Origin of the sequence: Pseudomonas sp. ADAK13, from assembly GCF_012935715.1 — a bacterium.
GTDB lineage: Bacteria > Pseudomonadota > Gammaproteobacteria > Pseudomonadales > Pseudomonadaceae > Aquipseudomonas.
In genome coordinates, this window is the sequence record NZ_CP052860.1 from 6,823,054 (window position 1) to 6,844,541 (window position 21,488).

19 protein-coding genes are annotated in these 21,488 nt (G+C 60.2%); 12 read left to right on the forward strand and 7 right to left on the reverse strand.

Features of this window, described 5'->3' with window-relative positions; all coding sequences use genetic code 11:
* Position 1 precedes the first annotated feature (1 nt).
* The 4 genes from crcB to HKK54_RS31620 are packed head-to-tail and all read right to left on the reverse strand — an operon-like array spanning position 2 to position 4,815.
* Positions 2-376, reverse strand: a complete 375-nt coding sequence (gene crcB / locus HKK54_RS31605; RefSeq protein ID WP_010172479.1) for a fluoride efflux transporter CrcB — start codon at positions 374-376, stop codon at positions 2-4.
* Complete coding sequence (locus HKK54_RS31610) at positions 376-1,698, reverse strand: replication-associated recombination protein A (protein WP_010172481.1); 1,323 nt, start codon at positions 1,696-1,698, stop codon at positions 376-378. The genes crcB and HKK54_RS31610 overlap by 1 nt, the downstream gene beginning before the upstream one ends.
* 27 nt (positions 1,699-1,725) lie before the next feature.
* Positions 1,726-2,349 carry an outer membrane lipoprotein chaperone LolA gene (gene lolA / locus HKK54_RS31615; RefSeq protein WP_010172483.1) on the reverse strand — a complete coding sequence of 208 codons (624 nt, stop codon included), beginning with the start codon at positions 2,347-2,349 and terminating at the stop codon, positions 1,726-1,728.
* Between the two features lie 57 nt (positions 2,350-2,406).
* Positions 2,407-4,815, reverse strand: coding sequence for a DNA translocase FtsK (locus HKK54_RS31620; RefSeq protein ID WP_169389026.1), 2,409 nt, complete (start codon positions 4,813-4,815; stop codon positions 2,407-2,409).
* Positions 4,816-5,301: 486 nt separating this feature from the next.
* Here HKK54_RS31620 and aat point away from each other — a divergent pair, with 486 nt between their 5' ends.
* The 3 genes from aat (at position 5,302) to infA (ending at position 7,064) form a co-directional block, all read left to right on the forward strand.
* On the forward strand, positions 5,302-5,982 hold the full coding sequence (aat, locus tag HKK54_RS31625; RefSeq protein ID WP_010172489.1) for a leucyl/phenylalanyl-tRNA--protein transferase: 681 nt from the start codon (positions 5,302-5,304) through the stop codon (positions 5,980-5,982).
* 55 nt (positions 5,983-6,037) lie between these two features.
* Entirely contained in the window at positions 6,038-6,745 is a 708-nt protein-coding gene (locus HKK54_RS31630; RefSeq protein ID WP_169389027.1) for an arginyltransferase, read from the forward strand.
* Between the two features lie 100 nt (positions 6,746-6,845).
* On the forward strand, positions 6,846-7,064 hold the full coding sequence (gene infA, locus HKK54_RS31635) for a translation initiation factor IF-1 (RefSeq protein WP_002553999.1): 219 nt from the start codon (positions 6,846-6,848) through the stop codon (positions 7,062-7,064).
* Between the two features lie 234 nt (positions 7,065-7,298).
* Here the strand turns inward: infA and clpA are convergent, their stop codons facing one another.
* Together clpA and clpS are read right to left on the reverse strand one after the other, a co-directional pair.
* Positions 7,299-9,569 carry an ATP-dependent Clp protease ATP-binding subunit ClpA gene (gene clpA, locus HKK54_RS31640; protein ID WP_010172706.1) on the reverse strand — a complete coding sequence of 757 codons (2,271 nt, stop codon included), beginning with the start codon at positions 9,567-9,569 and terminating at the stop codon, positions 7,299-7,301.
* Between the two features lie 29 nt (positions 9,570-9,598).
* Positions 9,599-9,967, reverse strand: coding sequence for an ATP-dependent Clp protease adapter ClpS (gene clpS / locus HKK54_RS31645; RefSeq protein WP_003219604.1), 369 nt, complete (start codon positions 9,965-9,967; stop codon positions 9,599-9,601).
* A gap of 218 nt (positions 9,968-10,185) precedes the next feature.
* On the opposite strand from clpS, the gene cspD reads away from it, so the two are divergent.
* Positions 10,186-10,452, forward strand: a complete 267-nt coding sequence (cspD, locus tag HKK54_RS31650) for a cold shock domain-containing protein CspD (protein ID WP_010172707.1) — start codon at positions 10,186-10,188, stop codon at positions 10,450-10,452.
* Positions 10,453-10,520: 68 nt separating this feature from the next.
* On the opposite strand, the gene icd is transcribed toward cspD, so the two are convergent.
* Complete coding sequence (icd, locus tag HKK54_RS31655; protein ID WP_169389028.1) at positions 10,521-11,777, reverse strand: NADP-dependent isocitrate dehydrogenase; 1,257 nt, start codon at positions 11,775-11,777, stop codon at positions 10,521-10,523.
* A 494-nt stretch (positions 11,778-12,271) separates the two neighbouring features.
* Here icd and HKK54_RS31660 point away from each other — a divergent pair, with 494 nt between their 5' ends.
* The 8 genes from HKK54_RS31660 (at position 12,272) to HKK54_RS31695 (ending at position 21,368) form a co-directional block, all read left to right on the forward strand.
* Positions 12,272-14,497: an NADP-dependent isocitrate dehydrogenase gene (locus HKK54_RS31660; RefSeq protein ID WP_169389029.1), complete on the forward strand. Its 2,226-nt coding sequence runs from the start codon at positions 12,272-12,274 to the stop codon at positions 14,495-14,497.
* A gap of 172 nt (positions 14,498-14,669) precedes the next feature.
* Positions 14,670-15,887 carry a serine hydrolase domain-containing protein gene (locus HKK54_RS31665; RefSeq protein ID WP_169389030.1) on the forward strand — a complete coding sequence of 406 codons (1,218 nt, stop codon included), beginning with the start codon at positions 14,670-14,672 and terminating at the stop codon, positions 15,885-15,887.
* Between the two features lie 69 nt (positions 15,888-15,956).
* Positions 15,957-16,403, forward strand: a complete 447-nt coding sequence (locus HKK54_RS31670) for an NUDIX hydrolase (protein WP_169389031.1) — start codon at positions 15,957-15,959, stop codon at positions 16,401-16,403.
* Between the two features lie 59 nt (positions 16,404-16,462).
* Positions 16,463-17,587, forward strand: coding sequence for a tRNA 2-thiouridine(34) synthase MnmA (mnmA, locus tag HKK54_RS31675; protein ID WP_169389032.1), 1,125 nt, complete (start codon positions 16,463-16,465; stop codon positions 17,585-17,587).
* Positions 17,584-18,207 (forward strand): high frequency lysogenization protein HflD, encoded by a 624-nt coding sequence (gene hflD / locus HKK54_RS31680; RefSeq protein ID WP_010172715.1) that lies wholly within the window; start codon positions 17,584-17,586, stop codon positions 18,205-18,207. The genes mnmA and hflD overlap by 4 nt, the downstream gene beginning before the upstream one ends.
* Before the next feature lie 124 nt (positions 18,208-18,331).
* Complete coding sequence (purB, locus tag HKK54_RS31685; protein ID WP_010172717.1) at positions 18,332-19,702, forward strand: adenylosuccinate lyase; 1,371 nt, start codon at positions 18,332-18,334, stop codon at positions 19,700-19,702.
* 84 nt (positions 19,703-19,786) lie between these two features.
* Positions 19,787-20,953, forward strand: a complete 1,167-nt coding sequence (locus HKK54_RS31690; protein ID WP_003219582.1) for a ribosomal protein uL16 3-hydroxylase — start codon at positions 19,787-19,789, stop codon at positions 20,951-20,953.
* Positions 20,946-21,368, forward strand: coding sequence for a GNAT family N-acetyltransferase (locus HKK54_RS31695; RefSeq protein ID WP_010172719.1), 423 nt, complete (start codon positions 20,946-20,948; stop codon positions 21,366-21,368). Before HKK54_RS31690 ends, HKK54_RS31695 begins: the two co-directional genes overlap by 8 nt.
* Positions 21,369-21,488: the final 120 nt, after the last annotated feature.

A 21,488-nucleotide genomic window follows, 5' to 3' on the forward strand; every position in this document is an offset into this window, starting at 1 on the left:
ATCAAAGTTTGGTCAAGGACAGGCCAGCCCAGGTGGCGAGCAGCCCGCCGAACACGCTGATGGCCAGGTACCCGAAGGCGACCGGTGCCTGCCCGCTTTCCAGCAGGCGTAGCGTGTCCAGTGAAAAGGATGAAAAGGTCGTCAGACCGCCTACAAAGCCGACAATCAAGCCGGCACGAATCTCGATCGGCACTTCCGGGCGAATCAGAAACCACCCGTACAACAAGCCGATGATCAAACAGCCCACCAGGTTGACCGCCAGGGTCGCCGCATAAAAATGCTTTGGCCAATTGGCGCTGACCCACGTGCTGGTGGCGAAACGCAATAATGTACCAGCGATGCCGGCCACGGACACGGCAAGAATCGTTCTGAGCACTACTTTCTCCGCTGTTTCGGGCTAAGCCGGTCTAGTTGGGCGAGGTGATTGAGCTTTTCGCCGATCTTCAGCTCCAGGCCACGGGGCACCGGCTGGTAGAACGGCTGCGGCTCAAGGTCATCCGGGAAGTAATCTTCGCCAGCCGCGTAGGCGTCCGGCTCATCGTGGGCATAACGGTATTCATCGCCGTAGCCAAGCTGCTTCATCAGCTTGGTCGGCGCGTTGCGCAGGTGCAGCGGCACTTCCAGCGAGCCATGCTCGGCGGCGGCACGCAGGGCGGACTTGAAGCCCATGTACACCGCGTTGCTTTTCGGCGCGCAGGCCAGGTAGGTGATGGCCTGGGCCACCGCCAACTCGCCTTCCGGGCTGCCCAGGCGTTCCTGCACTTCCCAGGCGGCCAGGCACAGGCTCAGCGCGCGCGGGTCGGCATTGCCGATGTCTTCACTGGCCATGCGCACCACGCGCCGGGCCAGGTACAGCGGGTCGCAACCACCGTCTATCATCCGTGCAAACCAATACAGTGCGCCGTCGGGATTGGAGCCGCGCACCGACTTGTGCAACGCGGAAATCTGGTCGTAGAACGCCTCGCCGCCCTTGTCGAAACGCCGGCGGGTGTCGCCCAGCAGGCTTTGCAGCAGGTCGACGCCGATTTCGCTGCCGTCCTCGGCCAGGTCGGAAGCGTTCTCCAGCAGGTTGAGGAAGCGTCGACCATCGCCATCAGCAGCGGTCAGCAGAATCTTGAAGCCTTCCTCGCTGACACTCAGCTGCCGCTTGCCCAAGCCCTTGTCTTCGCTCAGCGCGCGCTGCAACAGCTTTTGCATCGCTGCTTCATCGAGGCTTTTGAGCACATAGACACGCGCCCGGGACAGCAAGGCGTTGTTCAGTTCAAAGGACGGATTTTCGGTGGTGGCGCCAATAAAGATCAGCGTGCCGTCTTCGACATACGGCAAAAACGCATCCTGTTGCGACTTGTTGAAGCGATGCACTTCGTCGACAAACAGAATGGTGCGCTTGCCGTATTGCCCGGCCTGCTGCTTGGCGACTTCCACCGCCTGGCGGATTTCCTTGACCCCCGCCAGCACCGCCGAAACCGTTTCGAAGTGTGCATCCGAGACTTTCGCCAGGAGCCGCGCCAGGGTGGTTTTACCCACGCCCGGCGGCCCCCAGAAAATCATCGAGTGCAGCGCACCCTGCTCCAAGGCTTCGCGCAAAGGCTTGCCGCGAGCGAGCAGGTGTTCCTGCCCGACGTACTCGTCCAGGTTGGTCGAGCGCAGGCGCGCCGCCAGAGGCTGAGCAATCGGGTCACTTCGAAACAGGTCCATGGGCAGCGTTTGAAACCTCTAGGCAGTTTATTCCTGGATCACGTCGGCACCCTTCGGGATGTCGAACTTGAACTTGGACGCGGCCACCGGCTCGTTGGCCTTGACCCCGGTGAACAGGATATTGGTGCGCTGGCCGACACTGTCAACCAACTGCATGTCGTTGATCACGCCGTTGCGGAACGACAGGCGCAGGCTGTCGAACAGCGTGTCCTTGGATTTCGGCTTCAGCGTGAAGTCGATGACGTTGCTGGCCTGCTTGGAGGTGATGTCAAAGCTCTGGCTGATCTGCGACACATCGCCCGACAACAGCAGCGCCGGCGTCTGGCTCAGGCGCGGGTCCAACTTCTTGATGGTGGCCTGTTCAAGGTCCGGGTCCCACAGGGTGACTTTCTGGCCGTCGGACACGATGGTCTGGTCGTTAGGCGCGTCGGTCTTCCAGTAGAACAGCCCTGGACGCTGCACGGCCATTTCGCCGGCGGTTTCCTGCAGCTGGGTGCCGCCACCGTCCAGGGTCAACTGTGAGAAGCGCGCGGTCAGGGTCTTGGATTTGTCCAGCAGGTTGGTCAGGCTCGCAACGGAAGCCGGATCAGCGTGAGCCGAAACAGCAGTCAGGGCCAGTGCCGGCAACAACAGCATGCGGATAAGACGCATGGGAGTCCTCATAGATTCGTTTGCAAGGCGTGCCGCGTGTTGCCACGCGGCACGTAATCAGTCACGCATCTGCGCTGGCGCTATGACTTCGCGCGAGCCGTTGGTGTTCATCGAGGTGACCACGCCAGCCATTTCCATGGCTTCAATCATGCGGGCTGCGCGGTTGTAGCCAATCTTCAGCTTGCGCTGTACAGCGGAGATCGAGGCGCGGCGGCTCTCAAGGACGAACTGCACCGCTTCGTCGTAGAGCGCATCGGTCTCGGCATCATCGTCGCCACCGCCGCTGCCACCGTCAAAGCCGCTGCCGGCCTCTTCGACGCCCGCGAGGATGTCGTCGTTGTATTCCGGGGCGCCACGCAGTTTCCAGGCTTCCACCACACGGTGCACTTCATCGTCGGAGACGAAGGCGCCGTGAACACGGATCGGCAGGCTGGTGCCCGGCGGCATGTAGAGCATGTCACCGTGGCCCAGCAGCTGTTCGGCGCCGCCCTGGTCGATGATGGTCCGGGAGTCGATCTTGCTCGACACCTGGAACGCCATGCGGGTCGGAATGTTGGCCTTGATCAGACCGGTGATCACGTCCACCGACGGACGCTGGGTAGCGAGGATCAAGTGAATACCGGCAGCCCGTGCTTTCTGGGCGATACGGGCGATCAGCTCTTCGACCTTCTTGCCGACGATCATCATCATGTCGGCAAATTCGTCCACCACCACGACGATGGTCGGCAGCTTGGTCAACAGCGGCGCTTCGTCGTGAATGCTTTCGCGCTTGTACAGCGGGTCGGTCAGCGGTGTGCCGGCGTCCTGGGCTTCCTTGACCTTGGCGTTGAAGCCCGACAGGTTACGCACGCCCATCTTCGCCATCAGCTTGTAACGCCGCTCCATCTCGGCGACGCTCCAGCGCAGGGCATTGGCGGCGTCCTTCATGTCGGTCACCACCGGGCACAACAGGTGCGGAATACCTTCGTAGATCGACAGCTCAAGCATTTTCGGGTCGATCATGATCAGCTTGGCGTCATCCGGGCCAGACTTGAACAGGATCGACAGGATCATCGCGTTCACACCCACCGACTTACCGGAACCGGTGGTACCGGCCACCAGCAAGTGGGGCATTTTCGCCAGGTCGGTGATCACCGGCTTGCCGCCAATGTCATGGCCCAGGGCCAGGGTGACCGGCGATTTGAAGTTGTCGTATTCCGGGGTCGACAGCACTTCGGAGAAACGCACGATCTGCCGGTCTTCGTTGGGAATCTCGATACCGACGGTGGTCTTGCCCGGAATCACTTCCACCACCCGCACGCTGGTCACGGCCAGCGAACGCGCCAAATCCTTGGCCAGGTTGGAAATACGGCTGACCTTCACGCCTGCAGCCGGCTGGATTTCGTAACGGGTAATCACCGGGCCCGGGTGGATCGAATCCACCGAGACTTCGACGCCGAATTCCTTGAGTTTGATTTCCAGCAGATGGCCGACGGCCGCCAGGGACTCAGGGGAGTAGTTGAGCTGTTTCTTTTCCGCAGGATCAAGAATCGAGATCGGCGGCAAGGTGCCTTCCACAGCACTGTCGACAAACAAGGGTGCCTGCTTCTCTTTCTGCACGCGGTGGCTCGGCTCGGGCACCTTGGTCGGCGCCGGGGCGATCACCGGCGGCACCTGCTTCTCGCGGTCCGACATGTGCTTGGTCAGGGCCTGTTCGCGTTCGATCAGGCGTTCCTTGACCTTGGCCTGTTCACGCCGGTCCGGCGTGCTCGGGGCCACGACTTCGTTGACGCGGGTATCCACCTCACGCAGTTGGGCAACCATGCGTTTGCGATCCACCCGGGCCGACCACCAGCGATTGGCCGCGCCCTGGAACAGTTCGAGCAGGTCGAGGGTGATCTTGCCGGTCACGTCCATGACCTTGAACCAGGACAGGTCGGTAAACACGGTGAGGCCGAACAGGAACAGCGCAATGAACATCAGGGTGCTGCCCTGGATGTTCAGGGTCCGGCGGGCCAGGTCGCCCAGGCTTTCGCCCAATGCGCCGCCGGCACCGGCCGGCAAACCGGTCGGTGCGTGGAAATGGATATGGGCCAGCGCCGCGCCCGACAGCACCAGGAACACCAGGCCGATCAGGCGCCAGGAGAACAGCCAGCCGCTCCACTGCCACGGCTCATGGCGCTGGCGGAAGATCTGCCAGGTCTTGATGGCCAGCAGCAACGGGAAGATATACGCGAAGTAACCCAGCACCATGAACAGGATATCGGCGCTGTAGGAGCCGGCCGGGCCGCCGAAGTTCTGCACGTCTTCGATCTTGCTGTTGTGGCTCCAGCCCGGATCGTCCTTGCCATAGGTGAGCAAGGCCATCATCAGGAACAGGCACAGGGCGCCGATGGCGATCAGTGCACCTTCCTTGAGTCGGTAGTGCAGGTGCTGGCGCCAGGCGGGCACGACTGCGGCTTTAGGTGTTGCGGCGGATTTCTTCAAAACGGGTCTTTTCCTGCGCCTTTAGCGCGTCCATCTATTGAATGACTGCAAAACACTGCCCAATCCGGGCAGGTAAAAATGAACGAGTGCCGATGAAGCTACTTTTAACACTCTGCAACTGATTCATGAAACGGCGATAACGCCTTAATGGCCGCATTGTACGGGTTTGTGCGCGCGATGCCACGCACTTGGCCCCACGTTACACAGCATAGCCAATGTTCAGTTTCATAACGTTCAATTTGAGCATGCATTGTCTTTACTGACAAAGGCTTATGAGCTGTTTTTGCTAATCCAGGCTAGCTTGCCGACCGGCGTACGCGATTACGACCACGGCCCCGGCATAGAGTTGCAGAAACACCCCTTCATGCTTATCTGCCCCGATCCCATGTTCGGGGTAGCCCCAGAGCGTTTCGTCGACAATAATCACAGCTCTTGCAACGGGCAACATTGCCGTTTCCGCCCTCCCCTTCCATAAGCCTGGATGCCATGCTGACCTGGTTACAACGCAACACCCTGACATTCCCACCGCTGGCCAAGGCCATGCGCGAACCCAATGGCCTGCTCGCCGCCGGTGGCGACCTTTCGGCAGACCGCTTGATCCAGGCCTATCGCCATGGCTGCTTTCCCTGGTTCTCGGAAGGCCAGCCTATTCTCTGGTGGTCGCCCGACCCGCGCACCGTGCTGTTCCCCGACGAACTGCATGTTTCCCGCAGCCTCGGCAAGCTGTTGCGCCAGCAGCGCTACACCGTGACCTTCGACCAGGACTTCGCCACCGTCATCCAGGCCTGTGCGGCGCCTCGCAGTTATGCCGAAGGCACCTGGATCACCGAAGCCATGCAGAGCGCCTACCTGCAACTGCACCAGCGCGGTTATGCGCACTCGGTGGAGGTCTGGGACGAGGGCGAACTGGTGGGCGGACTGTACGGCCTGGCGATGGGCCAGTTGTTTTTTGGCGAATCGATGTTCAGCCGCGCCGACAACGCCTCGAAATTCGGCTTCGCCACCCTGGTCAGGCAATTGCAGGCATGGGGCTTTGTGCTGATCGACTGCCAGATGCCCACCGACCACCTGCACAGCCTCGGCGCCCGCGCCATTCCCCGCAGCGACTTTGCCGGTTACCTGCGCGACCATTTGGACCAAACCAGCTCTGCTCCGTGGGTTTCCTAGGCGACTTCCCCGCACCTGGCTTACACTTATTTCAAAGCTTATCCGAGGGTTGATCATGACCGAGCTGGCGCGTTTGAAGTTTTATGCCACTCAACCCCACTCTTGCAGCTATCTGCCCGATGAGCAGGCCACCACGCTGTTCCTCGACCCCAGCCAGCCGATGGACGTGCATGTGTATGCCGATTTGTCGGAGATGGGCTTCCGGCGCAGCGGCGACCACCTTTACCGGCCCCACTGCCAGAACTGCAACGCCTGCGTACCGGCGCGGATCCCGGTGGCGCAGTTCCTGCCCGACCGCAATCAGAAACGCATTCTCAAGCGCAATGCCGACTTGACCGTCACCGCCGCCAAACCCGGCTTCAGTGAAGAACACTTCGACCTTTACCAACGCTACATCGAACAGCGCCACGCCGACGGCGACATGTTCCCGCCCAGCCGTGACCAGTTTTCCACGTTCCTGGTGCGCGACCTGCCCTTCTCGCGTTTCTACGAGTTTCGGCTCGACGGGCGGTTGGTCGCGGTCGCCGTCACCGACTTGCTGCCCAATGGCTTGTCGGCGGTCTACACCTTTTATGAGCCTCGCGAGGAGCGTCGCAGCCTGGGACGGTTTGCGATCCTGTGGCAAATCGGCGAGGCCTTGCGCCTGGAATTGGAGGCGGTGTACCTCGGATACTGGATCAAAAACTGCAAAAAGATGAACTACAAGACCCAATATCGACCCATAGAACTGCTAATTAACCAAAGATGGGTCACCTTGAACTAGAACCTCTTGGCTTAAACACCCTTTTTCGGGCACAATGCACGCCGCTTTTGCCTGGCGCAGTTGCACCGGGCCATTCACTGGATACCGAGGGCTTTACTGCATGTCGAAAGAAGACAGCTTCGAAATGGAAGGCACTGTCGTCGACACCCTGCCCAACACCATGTTTCGTGTGGAGTTGGAAAATGGGCACGTCGTAACCGCGCATATCTCCGGCAAGATGCGCAAGAACTACATTCGTATTCTTACCGGTGACAAAGTGCGCGTCGAACTGACGCCCTATGACTTGAGCAAAGGGCGCATCACTTACCGCGCCCGTTAATCAAGTCAATACAAGACGCCCGGTTATGCCGGGCGTTTTTGTGTGCGCGCCATTTAACAGTCGCCACTTGACCCTGTGGGAGCTGGCTTGCCTGCGATAGCGGTCTGTCAGTTACTGCATGCTTGACTGGCCCACCGCCATCGCAGGCAAGCCAGCTCCCACAGTTGATCTCCATCAGTTTCAAGGCAGCAAAAAGGCGCCTCTCGGCGCCTTTTGCTTTGTCGCAGTCAGCTATCAGGCCATTTCAGCTGTGGTTTCGAAGTCGAAGGTCAGCTCGCCGTCCTTCAGATCGATATGCACCACGCCACCATGGTCTGCCAGTTCGCCGAACAGGATCTCTTCCGCCAGTGGGCGCTTGATCTTGTCCTGAATCAGGCGAGCCATTGGCCGAGCGCCCATTGCCGCGTCGTAGCCGCCTTCCGCCAGCCAGTTGCGCGCCGCGTCCGTAACCTCCAGCTGCACGCGCTTGTCTTCCAACTGCGCCTGAAGCTCGGTGAGGAACTTGTCCACCACGCTTTTGATGACCTCATGGCTGAGGCGACCAAACTGGATAATGGTGTCCAGGCGGTTGCGGAATTCCGGCGTGAAGCTCTTCTTGATCACTTCCATGGCGTCGGAAGAGTGATCCTGATGAGTAAAGCCAATGGAAGCCCGCGCGGCCGTTTCGGCACCGGCGTTGGTGGTCATGATCACGATCACGTTGCGGAAGTCCGCTTTGCGCCCGTTGTTGTCGGTCAGGGTACCGTGATCCATCACCTGCAACAGCAGGTTGAAGACTTCCGGGTGGGCCTTCTCGATCTCATCGAGCAGCAGTACGCAATGCGGCTGTTTGGTGATCGCCTCGGTCAACAGGCCGCCCTGGTCGAAGCCGACATAGCCCGGAGGCGCACCGATCAGGCGCGACACGGTGTGACGCTCCATGTACTCGGACATGTCGAAACGCACCAGCTCGATGCCCATGGCCTTGGCCAGTTGCCGCGCCGCTTCGGTCTTGCCGACACCGGTAGGGCCGGCGAACAGGAACGAACCGACCGGCTTGTCCGGCGACTTGAGGCCCGCACGGGACAGCTTGATCGCGGTGGACAACGAGTCGATGGCCGCATCCTGACCAAACACGGTCAGCTTGAGGTCGCGCTCCAGGTTACGCAGCAGCTCCCTGTCGGAAGTGTTGACGTGTTTTGGCGGAATCCGCGCGATCTTCGCCACGATGTCCTCGACCTGTGGCACGTCGATGCGCTTCACACGCTTCTCGACCGGTTGCAGGCGCTGGTAGGCACCCGCCTCGTCGATTACGTCGATGGCCTTGTCCGGCATGTGCCGGTCATTGATGTAGCGCGACGCCAGCTCGGCGGCTGCACGCAGCGCCTCATCGGTATACTCGATGCCATGGTGCGCTTCGAAACGCCCCTTGAGCCCGCGCAGGATGCCGATGGTGTCTTCAACCGAAGGCTCGGACACGTCGACTTTCTGGAAGCGGCGCGCCAGGGCACGGTCTTTTTCGAAGATCCCGCGGAACTCCTGGAACGTGGTCGAACCGATGCAACGGATATCACCCGAAGACAGCAGCGGCTTGAGCAGGTTCGAAGCATCCATCACGCCACCGGAAGCAGCACCGGCACCGATAATGGTGTGGATTTCGTCAATGAACAGGATCGCCTGCGGGCGTTTTTTCAGCTCGCCGAGCAACGCCTTGAAGCGCTTCTCGAAGTCGCCACGGTACTTGGTCCCGGCGAGCAACGCGCCCAGGTCAAGGGAGTAGACGACGCTGTTGGCCAGCAGGTCTGGCACCTGATTATCGACGATGCGCTTGGCCAGGCCTTCGGCAATCGCGGTTTTACCCACGCCCGCCTCACCGACCAACAGCGGGTTGTTCTTGCGACGACGCGCCAGGATCTGCGCCACGCGCTCAACTTCCAGCTCACGCCCTACCAGCGGATCGATCCGCCCCTGGCGCGCCAGTTCGTTGAGGTTGCTGGCATAAGCATCCAGCGGGTTGCTCGAAGAAGAAGACTCACCGCCCTCGTCATCCTGCATATCCTGCTCACCTTCTGAGTGATCGCCATGCCCTGGCACTTTGGAAATGCCATGGGCGATGTAGTTGACGACATCAATACGGGCAACGCTTTGCTGCTTGAGCAGGAACACAGCCTGGCTTTCCTGCTCGCTGAAGATCGCCACGAGCACGTTGGCCCCTGTGACTTCGCGCTTGCCGGAGCTCTGTACGTGGAAAACGGCACGCTGCAGTACCCGCTGGAAGCCCAGGGTTGGCTGGGTCTCGCGGTCCTCGTCATGAACGGGGATCAACGGCGTGGTGGAGTCGATAAACTCCTGCAGGTCATGCTTGAGTTTGTCGAGATTGGCACCACACGCACGCAGTACGGTGGCGGCAGCTTCGTTATCCAAAAGTGCCAGCAGCAGGTGCTCGACGGTCATGAATTCATGACGCTTCGAACGGGCCTCCTTGAAGGCAAGATTGAGGGTGACTTCGAGCTCGCGGTTTAACATAGCTTCACCTCATACCCAAGTGGTCGGAGTTAACCGTCCTTCTCGATTTCACAGAGTAGCGGATGCTGGCTTTCCCTGGCGTACTGGTTGACCTGCATGGCCTTTGTCTCGGCGATGTCGCGGGTAAACACTCCACATACTGCCCGTCCTTCTGTGTGAACGGCCAGCATTACCTTGGTCGCCAACTCGCGGTTCAGGTTAAAAAACACCTCGAGCACTTCGACGACGAAATCCATCGGTGTGTAGTCATCATTGAACAAAACCACCTTGTACATCGGCGGCGCCTGTAAAGCAGGCTTGGCCTCCTGAACAGCAATGCCTGCAGAACCGTCGTCGTCCTCTTGATGATCCGGGCGATCCTGATTGAATGTTAGTCGAATCTGGCTGATTGCATGCATGGAAAGAAAGGTTCGTCAGTGGTTCAAATACAGTGGTGGGGGCGGCCTGTCAGAATTTCAACTCTGACCGGCTGGTCGCCTTGACTATCGGCAAATCAGTGTTACAACCAATAGAACCCACAGTGGGTAAAAAAGGTCCGCGCAGTCAACCTTATTTATTCGGGTTAGGACGGATAAACTGGATGATACTCCAGTGATGGAGTCTGGTGCAGAGGGATATGGGCATGGCAAGCGGTAAGGTCAAGTGGTTCAACAATGCCAAGGGTTACGGCTTCGTGGTTGAAGACGGAAAGGAAGAAGACCTATTTGCGCATTACTCGGCTATCCAGATGGATGGCTACAAGACACTGAAAGCAGGGCAAGCGGTTTCCTTCGAGATCATTCAGGGACCCAAAGGCCTGCATGCAGTGAATATCGGTGCTCCCGTCAGCGCCAGCACACCTAAAGCAGACGTCGCTCAAAAACCAAAAAAACAGCCGGCCTGATCAGCGCTGAGCAAACGCTCTAAAAAAAACCGGCCTCAGGGCCGGTTTTTTTGTGCCCGCGTATCAGCCTACATGTGCGAAATCAGCGCATCCCCGAACGCCGACGAAGACAGCAGCTTCGCGCCGTCCATCAGGCGATGGAAGTCATAGGTCACGGTCTTGGCAGAAATCGCACCATTGGTGCCCTTGATGATCAAGTCGGCCGCTTCGGTCCAGCCCATGTGACGCAACATCATTTCCGCCGACAGGATCAGCGAACCCGGGTTGACTTGGTCCTTGCCGGCATACTTCGGCGCGGTACCGTGGGTGGCTTCGAACATTGCCACGGTGTCGGACAGGTTGGCGCCCGGTGCGATACCGATACCGCCCACTTCCGCCGCCAGGGCGTCAGACAGGTAGTCACCATTAAGGTTAAGGGTGGCGATCACGTCATATTCGGCCGGACGCAGCAGGATCTGCTGGAGCATGGCGTCCGCAATCGCGTCCTTGACCACCACGTTCTTGCCGGTACGCGGGTTCTTGAATTGCATCCACGGCCCGCCGTCCAGCAAGGTCGCGCCGAATTCTTCGGCCGCCACTTCATAGGCCCATTCCTTGAAGGCACCTTCGGTGAACTTCATGATGTTGCCTTTGTGCACGATGGTCAGCGAGTCGCGGTCGTTATCCACGACATACTGCAAGGCCTTGCGTGCCAGGCGCTTGGTGCCTTCCAGGGACACCGGCTTGACGCCGATCCCGCAGTTCTGGTCGAAACGAATCTTGGTGACGCCCATCTCTTCCTTCAGGAACTTGATGACCTTGATCGCTTCCGGGGAGCCCGCCTTCCACTCGATGCCGGCGTAGATGTCCTCGGAGTTCTCCCGGAAGATGGTCATGTCCACATCGCCAGGCCTTTTGACCGGGCTTGGCACACCTTCAAACCAGCGCACCGGGCGCAGGCACACATAAAGGTCGAGTTGTTGGCGCAGGGCCACGTTCAGCGAACGGATGCCGCCACCGACCGGGGTGGTCAGCGGGCCCTTGATGGAGACCACGTAATCCTTGACCGCATCCAGGGTTTCCTGGGGCAGCCAGGTGTCCTGGTCGTAAACCTGAGTGGCCTTTTCGCCGGCATAAACCTCCATCCAGGAGATTTTGCGCTTGCCGCCATAAGCCTTGTTAACAGCTGCATCGACCACCTTGATCATCACCGGGCTGATGTCGACGCCAATACCGTCACCTTCAATGAAGGGGATGATCGGGTTGTCAGGAACATTGAGAGAATGGTCTGCATTGACGGTGATTTTGTCGCCGACTGCCGGAACCTGAATCTTCTTGTATCCCATGCTGAACTCCATCTATGGATTGAACATCTGGCTGCGTTCGAGCCTACTCCAGATAAATGAGGACTGAAACCTCAGGCCCTGCACATTTGCGTCGAAAACAGCACATTTAGCGGCCTACAAGCTTGAAAGCAAAGGGAAAAGCGCCAATCTTGAGCACATCATGCGACTTTCGGCGTAACCCGCTGCCTGCGACCTTTAGACCAATGGACGACACACCTTTTGTATGAAGGCTCGGCGTAAGCATAGCGACCTATGTATAATGCCGCCGCTGACCAAAGAGTCACGACGGCCGACCGCTCTAGACAGACGCCCTCCGCCAGAAAAGCCGAGCTACTACAGTAGTTCACCCGCTTGACGCTCGACTGATGCAACCCAACATCACCGCGAAGAAACTTCGACATTTCGCTCATGGATGACTTTGAACGAACGCGCTTTACCCGGCGCATCTCGAGTTTCTGCGCATGCTTTCAGCAAAGAAGAGAGTTAATCCGAATATGCCCACCCGCTCGAAGATCATCTACACCTTCACCGACGAAGCCCCAGCCCTCGCCACCTATTCACTGCTGCCTATCGTAGAGGCCTTCACCGCTTCCGCTGATATTGCCGTGGAAACCCGCGACATTTCCCTGGCCGCGCGCATCCTCGCAAGCTTCCCCGAGCAACTGGGCGCCAAGGCTATCCCGGACCACCTCGCCGAACTGGGCGACCTGGCCGTTACGCCTGAAGCCAACATCATCAAGCTGCCGAACATCAGTGCCTCGACCCCTCAGCTGCAAGCTGCGATCAAGGAACTGCAGGCCCAGGGCTACGCCCTGCCGGACTACCCGGAAACCGTAACCACCGACGCGGAAAAAGAAACCCGTGCACGTTACGACAAGGTCAAGGGCAGCGCCGTGAACCCGGTACTGCGCGAAGGCAACTCCGACCGCCGCGCACCGCTGTCGGTCAAGAACTACGCACGCAAGCACCCGCACAAGATGGGCGCCTGGGCTGCGGACTCCAAGTCCCACGTGGCCCACATGAGCAATGGCGACTTCTACGGCAGCGAGAAAGCCGTACAGATCGAAGCCGCTGATGCCGTGAAAATCGAACTGATCGCCAAGGACGGTACCGCTACCGTCCTGAAAGAAAAAACCAGCGTACAAGCTGGCGAGATCATCGACAGCGCCGTGCTGAGCAAGAAAGCCCTGCGCAGCTTCATCGCCGCTGAAATCGAAGACGCCAAGAAACAAGGCGTACTGCTGTCGGTTCACTTGAAAGCCACCATGATGAAGGTCTCCGACCCGATCATGTTCGGCCAGATCGTTGCCGAGTTCTATAAAGACGCACTGGCCAAGCACGCTGTCGTGCTGGATCAGATCGGCTTTAACCTGAACAACGGCATCGGCGACCTGTACGCCCGCATCAAGGCGCTGCCGGCCGATCAGCAAGCGCAGATCGAAGCCGACATCCAGGCGGTGTACGCCGCTCGTCCGTCCCTGGCCATGGTCAACTCGGACAAAGGCATCACCAACCTGCACGTACCGAGCGACGTCATCGTCGACGCCTCGATGCCTGCGATGATCCGTGACTCCGGCAAAATGTGGGGCACCGACGGCCAGTTGCACGACACCAAGGCCGTGATCCCGGATCGCTGCTACGCCACCATCTACCAGGCAGTGATCGAAGACTGCAAGGCCAATGGCGCCTTCGACCCAACCACCATGGGCAGCGTGCCAAACGTTGGCCTGATGGCGAAGAAAGCCGAAGAGTACGGCTCCCACGACAAGACCTTCCAGATCAAGGCTGACGGCGTAGTCCGCGTCACCGACAGCAAGGGCAACCTGCTGATGGAACAGGCTGTTGAAGCCGGCGACATCTTCCGCATGTGCCAGACCAAAGACGCGCCGATCCAGGACTGGGTCAAACTGGCCGTCAACCGCGCCCGCGCCAGCAACACCCCGGCCATCTTCTGGCTGGACCCACAGCGCGCGCACGACGGCGTCGTGGTCGAGAAAGTCCAGGCTTACCTGAAAGACCACAACACCGAAGGCCTGGACATCCGCATCATGTCGCCGGTCGACGCGATGAAGTTCACCCTGGAGCGCACCCGCAAGGGCCTGGACACCATCTCGGTGACCGGCAACGTACTGCGCGACTACCTGACCGACCTGTTCCCGATCATGGAACTGGGCACCAGCGCCAAGATGCTGTCGATCGTGCCACTGATGAACGGTGGCGGCCTGTTCGAAACCGGCGCCGGCGGTTCGGCTCCGAAGCACGTGCAGCAACTGGTTGAAGAGAACTTCCTGCGCTGGGATTCTCTGGGCGAGTTCCTGGCCCTGGCAGCTTCCCTCGAGCATTTGGGTGTGACTTACAACAACCCGAAAGCCCTGGTGCTGTCCAAGACCCTGGACCAGGCCACCGGCCAGTTCCTCGACAACAACAAGTCGCCATCGCGTAAAGTCGGCAACATCGACAACCGCGGCAGCCACTTCTACCTGGCGCTGTACTGGGCTCAAGCCCTGGCTGCCCAGACCGAAGACACTGCACTGCAAGCGCAGTTTGGCGAACTGGCCAAAACCCTGACCGCGAACGAGGCGACCATCGTTGCCGAACTCAACGCCGTCCAGGGCAAGCCAGTGGACATCGGCGGCTACTACGCACCGAACCCGGAGCTGACCAGCAAAGCCATGCGCCCAAGCAACACCCTCAACGCGGCAATTGCTGCGCTGGTTTGATGCTTTACGGTGCCGCCGCATGAGGATCGCTAGCTAATCCTTGTGCGACAGGAAAATCCGGAATTCGAAAGGATTCCGGATTTTTTTTGCCTGCTTTTCAGGAACGGGCGCAGTCCTTGCTTTGTCTTCTTATTGTTCCACCCCTCGAAAAACAATAAATAAGGACGTTCCCATGCCAAGAAACCTCCTACAGGTACTGACCTGCTCCTCGGCACTGGCCTTGCTGACGGCCTGCGCAGGCACTTCAAGCCCCTACCCGCACGCTCAGGAACCGATCGGCGACGTACAAACCATGTACGACGGCAAGCTCAGCGAACAAGCCGCCGTCAGCACCTTCCGCAATATCGATCGACTGTTCCCGGTACGCACCATCCAGGCCGGTGGCCACCCGTTTCCACTGCCACGCAGCAGCCAGCCGCTGGGCCCGGTGGCATTCGACTATGAAGGCAAACGCTATAGCCTTGACGATTACGTCACCCTCAACCGGGTAACAGGCCTGCTGGTGATCAAGAACGGCCAGGTCGTTACTGAACGCTACGAAAAGGGCAACACGCCAGACACCCGATGGATGTCGATGTCAGTGGCCAAGTCGATTACCTCGACCCTCGTGGGCGCCGCACTGCAGGACGGCTCGATCAAAAGCCTTGATGACAAAGTCACCCACTACTTGCCCGCACTCGCCGGCAGCGGTTACGACCAGGCCACCGTTCGCCAGGTGCTGGCGATGCGCTCCGGAGTCAAATGGAGTGAGAAATACGCTGACCCGACGTCAGACCGACGCATGATGCTCAAGCTGCAAACCGAACAAGTGCCCGGTTCCGCCCTCAAGTTCATGGCCAGCCTGCCCAGCGCCGCGCCACCCGGCACTCGCACCAACTACAGCACCGGCGAGACACAAGTGCTGGGCCAACTGGTGAGTGCCGCCGTGGGCAAGCCACTGGCGCAGTACCTGAGTGAGAAAATCTGGGCGCCGTACGGCATGCAAACCGACGCCAACTGGTGGCTCGACGGCCCCAATGGCAACGAGGTGGGCGGCAGCGGCATCAGCGCAACGCTCGAAGATTACGGACGCTTCGGGCAATTCGTACTCAGTGGCGGCCAAGCCGGCGACAAACAGGTGCTGCCCAAAGGCTGGATGAGCTTCGCCAGCGCCACCACCGGCACCGACCCGGCGTACGGCGACTTCGCCTCCATGTGGTGGCCCGCCTGGACCGCCGCCTCCAAGGCAGACAAAGCCTTCACGGCTGCCGGGATTTTCGGCCAGTTTGTCTACATCAATCCCACGCAAAACGTGGTGATCGTCGTATGGCAAGCGCAAACCAAGGCCACCGGCGGCGAAGTGATTGACGACATGGTCGCCTTCGACGCCATTACCAAAGCCGCTAAGTAACCGACAGGGGCGCCCTCGGCGGGCGCCCCTGTATGATGCCCCTCTGTTATCAGCTCTGCGAGACGCCCCATGACCTGGCTACCCCACATCACCGTCGCGACCATCGTCGAAGACAACGGCCGCTTCCTGATGGTCGAAGAGCTCAAGGGCGGCCGCGCCGTGCTTAACCAGCCCGCCGGGCACCTCGACCCGAACGAAACCCTGACCGAGGCCGCCGTGCGCGAAACCCTCGAAGAAACCGGCTGGGACGTCGAAGCTACCGGGATCGTCGGGATTTACCTGTACACCGCTCCCAGCAACGGCGTGACGTATCAGCGGGTGTGCTTCACCGCCAAGGCCCTGAAACACCACCCGGACTATCAATTGGACGACGGCATCGTGCGCGCCCGCTGGCTGACCCGTGACGAATTGATGGCCCTGCGCGAGGACTGGCGCAGCGAGCTGATTATCCGCTGCATCGACGATTATCTGGCCGGCCAACGCCACAGCCTCGAATTGATCCGCCCTTCTCTTTAGCCTTGCAGACGCGAGCCTGCTAGAATCGCGTCCTTTTTAAAGACACCCGTTGAAATCCTATGCGTGATCCAGCCCCTTCTGACACACAAAAGAAGCGCGTCATCGTCGGCATGTCCGGCGGCGTGGATTCTTCCGTTTCCGCCGTTCTGCTCATGGAGCAGGGTTATGAGGTGGAAGGCCTGTTCATGAAGAACTGGGAAGAAGACGATGGAACGGAATATTGCACCGCCATGGACGACCTGGCGGATGCCCAGGCCGTCTGTGACAAAATCGCCATCAAGCTGCACACCGCCAACTTCGCCGCCGAGTACTGGGACAACGTGTTCGAGCACTTCCTGGCCGAATACAAGGCCGGCCGCACGCCGAACCCGGACATCCTGTGTAACCGCGAGATCAAGTTCAAGGCGTTCCTCGACTACGCAATGATCCTCGGTGCCGACCTGATTGCCACTGGCCACTACGTGCGCCGTCGCGATATCGATGGCCGCACCGAATTGCTCAAGGGCCTGGACGCCAACAAGGACCAGAGCTATTTCCTGCACGCCGTCGGCGGCGAACAGATCGCCAAGACCCTGTTCCCGGTGGGCGAACTGGAAAAGCCCGAAGTGCGCGCGATTGCCGAGAAACACGGCCTGGCCACCGCCAAGAAGAAGGATTCCACCGGGATCTGCTTTATCGGCGAGCGCCGTTTCAGCGACTTCCTCAAGCAGTACCTGCCGGCGCAACCGGGTGAGATCAAGACCACCGAAGGCGAAATCATCGGCCGTCACCACGGCTTGATGTACCACACCATCGGCCAGCGTCAGGGCCTGGGCATCGGCGGCTTGAAAGACGCCGGCGAAGAGCCGTGGTACGTGCTGGTCAAGGACCTGGAGCACAACGAGCTGATCGTCGGCCAGGGCAATGACCACCCATGGCTGTTCTCCCGCGCCCTGCTCGCCTCGGACATCTACTGGGTCAACCCGGTCGACCTGAGCAGCCCGCGCCGCCTCACGGCCAAAGTGCGCTATCGCCAGAGCGACCAGCCCTGCACCCTGGAAAAAACCGCCACCGGCTATCGCGCCACCTTCGACGACCCGCAGCGCGCCGTAACGCCGGGCCAATCGGTAGTGTTCTATGACGGAGAGATTTGCCTGGGGGGCGGTGTGATCGAAGTTGCCGAACCCTGGAGCAGCCAGGCATGAGCCCTACCCAGGAGCAACTGACGGCACTGGGCGGCGTGTTTCTCGCCGCGGTGCTGGTGGACAAGATCGCCAAGACCGGCCAGGTCACCGAGGCCGGCCTGACCTGCATGCTCGGCAGCCTGCTGATCCGCGACCCCAAGGACACCCTGGAAGTCTACGGCGGCGACGACCTGGCCCTGCGTGAAGGTTATCGCGCGCTGGTCGGCGCCCTGGAGCGCGACCCAAGCACCTTGCAGCGCGAGCCACTGCGCTACGCCCTGTCGATGCTCGGCCTGGAGCGTCAATTGGCCAAGCGCGACGATTTGCTGGAAACCATCGGCAAGCGCCTGCCGCAGATCCAGTCCCAGGTCGAGCATTTCGGCCCGGCCCACGAAAACGTGATCGCGGCCTGTGGCGCCCTGTACCAGGACACCCTGAGCACCTTGCGCCAGCGGATCCAGGTGCACGGCGACATGCGCAACCTGCAACAACCGAACAACGCCTCGAAAATCCGCGCCTTGCTCCTGGCCGGTATTCGTTCGGCGCGGTTGTGGCGCCAGTTGGGCGGTCACCGCTGGCAGCTGGTGATCAGCCGTCGCAAATTGCTTAAAGAGCTTTACCCGTTGATGCGCAACGAATAAGTCGCCGCAACCGATTTTTTTATAGCCTCACGCGTAATACGCCGGTCAGTTGGCAACGGACCGGCGGATTTTTTCATGTATGATACGCGCCCCATTTCGTTGCCCGACTGTCCGAGAACACCCCATGCAGCTTTCTTCGCTCACTGCGGTTTCCCCTGTTGACGGCCGCTACGCCGGCAAAACCCAGGCCCTGCGCCCTATTTTCAGCGAATACGGTCTGATCCGTGCTCGTGTTCTGGTTGAAGTGCGCTGGCTCCAGCGCCTGGCCGCTCACCCCGCCATCAGCGAAGTGCCGGCGTTCTCCGCCGAAGCCAACGCTGTGCTGAATACCCTGGCGGAAAACTTCTCTCTGGAGCACGCCGAGCGTGTCAAAGAGATCGAGCGCACCACCAACCACGACGTAAAAGCCATCGAATACCTGCTCAAAGAGCAAGCGGCCAAGCTGCCGGAACTGGCCAAGGTCAGCGAGTTCATCCACTTTGCCTGCACCAGCGAGGACATCAACAACCTGTCCCACGCCCTGATGCTGCGCGAAGGCCGTGATGACGTGATGCTGCCACTGATGCGCCAGACCGCCGACGCCATCCGCGAGCTGGCGATCCGTTTCGCCGATGTGCCGATGCTGTCGCGCACCCACGGCCAGCCGGCTTCGCCGACCACCCTGGGTAAAGAACTGGCCAACGTGGTGTACCGCCTGGAGCGTCAGATCGCTCAAGTAGCGGCCGTACCGCTGCTGGGCAAAATCAACGGCGCCGTAGGCAACTACAACGCTCACCTGTCGGCCTACCCGGAAATCGACTGGGAAGAAAACGCCCGCGCCTTCATCGAAGACGAGCTGGGCCTGGGCTTCAACCCGTACACCACGCAGATCGAACCGCACGACTACATCGCCGAGCTGTTCGACGCGATTGCGCGCTTCAATACCATCCTGATCGACTTCGATCGCGATATCTGGGGCTACATCTCCCTGGGCTACTTCAAGCAGCGCACCATTGCCGGTGAAATCGGTTCGTCGACCATGCCGCACAAGGTCAACCCGATCGACTTCGAAAACTCCGAAGGCAACCTCGGTATCGCCAACGCCCTGTTCCAGCACCTGGCCAGCAAGTTGCCGATCTCCCGCTGGCAGCGCGACCTGACCGACTCCACCGTACTGCGCAACCTCGGTGTGGGCTTTGCTCATAGCGTGATCGCGTACGAAGCCAGCCTCAAAGGCATCAGCAAACTGGAGCTCAACGCGCAGAAAATTGCCGCTGACCTGGACGCTTGCTGGGAAGTCCTGGCCGAGCCGATCCAGACCGTGATGCGCCGCTACAACATCGAAAACCCGTACGAGAAGCTCAAAGAGCTGACCCGCGGCAAGGGCATCACCTCCGAAGCCCTGCAAACGTTCATCGACGGCCTGGACATGCCAGCCGCCGCCAAGGCTGAGCTGAAACAGCTCACCCCGGCTAACTACATCGGCAACGCTGTGGCCCAAGCCAAACGCATCTGATAGCTGCTTGACCCTTTGAGACGCCCGGCAGCGCCGGGCGTTTTTATTCCCGTCTGAAAAGTGCTTTTTTTCAATAGGTTACACATGAATCCTGACATTCCTCTTCAACTTCTGGGCGGCATCACGGCACGCGAGTTCCTGCGCGACTACTGGCAGAAAAAACCGCTGCTGATCCGCCAGGCCATTCCTGATTTCGAAAGCCCGATCGACGCCGACGAACTGGCCGGCCTGGCGCTGGAAGAAGAAGTCGAGTCGCGCCTGATCATCGAACACGGCGAACGCCCGTGGGAGTTGCGTCGCGGCCCGTTCGCCGAAGATGCGTTCAGCACCCTGCCCGAGCGCGAGTGGACCCTGCTGGTGCAGGCCGTCGACCAGTTCGTGCCGGAAGTGGCCGAACTGCTGGAAAACTTCCGTTTCCTGCCAAGCTGGCGCATCGACGACGTGATGATCAGCTATGCCGCCCCCGGTGGCAGCGTCGGTCCGCACTTCGACAACTACGACGTGTTCCTGCTGCAGGGTTCCGGCAAGCGCAACTGGAAGATCGGCCAGATGTGCAACTCCGAAAGCCCGCTGCTGCAACACGCGGACCTGCGCATCCTCGCTGAATTCGAAGAGACCGCCGAATGGGTGCTGGAACCGGGCGACATGCTCTACCTGCCGCCACGCCTGGCCCACTGCGGTGTCGCCGTGGATGACTGCATGACCTACTCCGTAGGCTTCCGCGCCCCGAGCGCGGCTGAAGTGCTGACCCACTTCACCGACTTCCTCAGCCAGTACCTGACGGACGAAGAGCGCTACACCGACGCCGATGCCCAGCCGGTCAGCGACCCGCACCAGATCCAGGGCGACGCCCTCGACCGCCTGAAGAGCCTGCTGGCCGAGCACATGAGCGACGAGCGCATGCTGCTGACCTGGTTCGGCCAGTTCATGACCGAGCCGCGCTACCCGGAACTGGTCGCCGGCCCGGAAGTGGAAGAAGAGGACCTGCTGGGCAGCCTGGAAAACGGCGCCGTGCTGATCCGCAACCCGAGCGCCCGCCTGGCCTGGTCCGAAGTGGACGACGACCTGCTGCTGTTCGCCAGCGGCCAGAGCCGCCTGTTGCCGGGCAAGCTGCGGGAACTGCTGAAGCTGGTTTGCGCCGCCGACGCCCTGCACATCGACAACCTCGGCCCATGGCTGGCGGATGAAGATGGCTGCGCCCTGCTGTGGGAACTGGTCAAGCAAGGGAGCCTGGGGTTTGCCGATGAATAAGATTCACGTAAGTGTCGCGGACTGGCAAAAGGATATCGCCGAGATACGGCGCATTCGTGAAGCGGTATTTATCGCTGAACAATCGGTTCCACCGGAGCTGGAATGGGATGCAGACGACGCAGGGGCTGTGCATTTCCTCGCGTTCGAAGGCGACTTTCCCATCGGCACCGCCCGCCTGCTGCCCACCGGCGAGATCGGGCGTGTGTCGGTCCTCAAGGACTGGCGCGGCCTGAAGGTGGGCGACAAGCTGATGGAAGCGGTGATCGGCGTGGCCGAGAAACGCGGCCAGACCCGGCAGATCCTCAGTGCACAAGTCCATGCAGCGCCGTTTTACGAGCGCCTGGGCTTCAAGATTGTCAGCGATGAGTTCCTGGAAGTCGGGATTCCTCACGTTGATATGGTGCGCGAGGGCTGACTTTAGACCGAGTCGCTCCCATCGCAGGCAAGCCAGCTCCCACAGGAGAATGCATTCCAAATGTGGGAGCTGGCTTGCCTGCGATAGCGGTATCAGCAACACCCCAAAAGGCCCTGCCAT

Coding starts and splice junctions, on each gene's coding strand:
- HKK54_RS31610 (WP_010172481.1), bottom strand. CDS start 1,698: ATGGACCTGTTTCGAAGTGACCCGATTGCTCAGCCTCTGGCGGCGCGC.
- lolA (WP_010172483.1), bottom strand. CDS start 2,349: ATGCGTCTTATCCGCATGCTGTTGTTGCCGGCACTGGCCCTGACTGCT.
- aat (WP_010172489.1), top strand. CDS start 5,302: ATGCTGACCTGGTTACAACGCAACACCCTGACATTCCCACCGCTGGCC.
- HKK54_RS31630 (WP_169389027.1), top strand. CDS start 6,038: ATGACCGAGCTGGCGCGTTTGAAGTTTTATGCCACTCAACCCCACTCT.
- infA (WP_002553999.1), top strand. CDS start 6,846: ATGTCGAAAGAAGACAGCTTCGAAATGGAAGGCACTGTCGTCGACACC.
- clpA (WP_010172706.1), bottom strand. CDS start 9,569: ATGTTAAACCGCGAGCTCGAAGTCACCCTCAATCTTGCCTTCAAGGAG.
- clpS (WP_003219604.1), bottom strand. CDS start 9,967: ATGCATGCAATCAGCCAGATTCGACTAACATTCAATCAGGATCGCCCG.
- cspD (WP_010172707.1), top strand. CDS start 10,186: ATGGGCATGGCAAGCGGTAAGGTCAAGTGGTTCAACAATGCCAAGGGT.
- icd (WP_169389028.1), bottom strand. CDS start 11,777: ATGGGATACAAGAAGATTCAGGTTCCGGCAGTCGGCGACAAAATCACC.
- HKK54_RS31660 (WP_169389029.1), top strand. CDS start 12,272: ATGCCCACCCGCTCGAAGATCATCTACACCTTCACCGACGAAGCCCCA.
- HKK54_RS31665 (WP_169389030.1), top strand. CDS start 14,670: ATGCCAAGAAACCTCCTACAGGTACTGACCTGCTCCTCGGCACTGGCC.
- HKK54_RS31670 (WP_169389031.1), top strand. CDS start 15,957: ATGACCTGGCTACCCCACATCACCGTCGCGACCATCGTCGAAGACAAC.
- mnmA (WP_169389032.1), top strand. CDS start 16,463: ATGCGTGATCCAGCCCCTTCTGACACACAAAAGAAGCGCGTCATCGTC.
- hflD (WP_010172715.1), top strand. CDS start 17,584: ATGAGCCCTACCCAGGAGCAACTGACGGCACTGGGCGGCGTGTTTCTC.
- purB (WP_010172717.1), top strand. CDS start 18,332: ATGCAGCTTTCTTCGCTCACTGCGGTTTCCCCTGTTGACGGCCGCTAC.
- HKK54_RS31690 (WP_003219582.1), top strand. CDS start 19,787: ATGAATCCTGACATTCCTCTTCAACTTCTGGGCGGCATCACGGCACGC.
- HKK54_RS31695 (WP_010172719.1), top strand. CDS start 20,946: ATGAATAAGATTCACGTAAGTGTCGCGGACTGGCAAAAGGATATCGCC.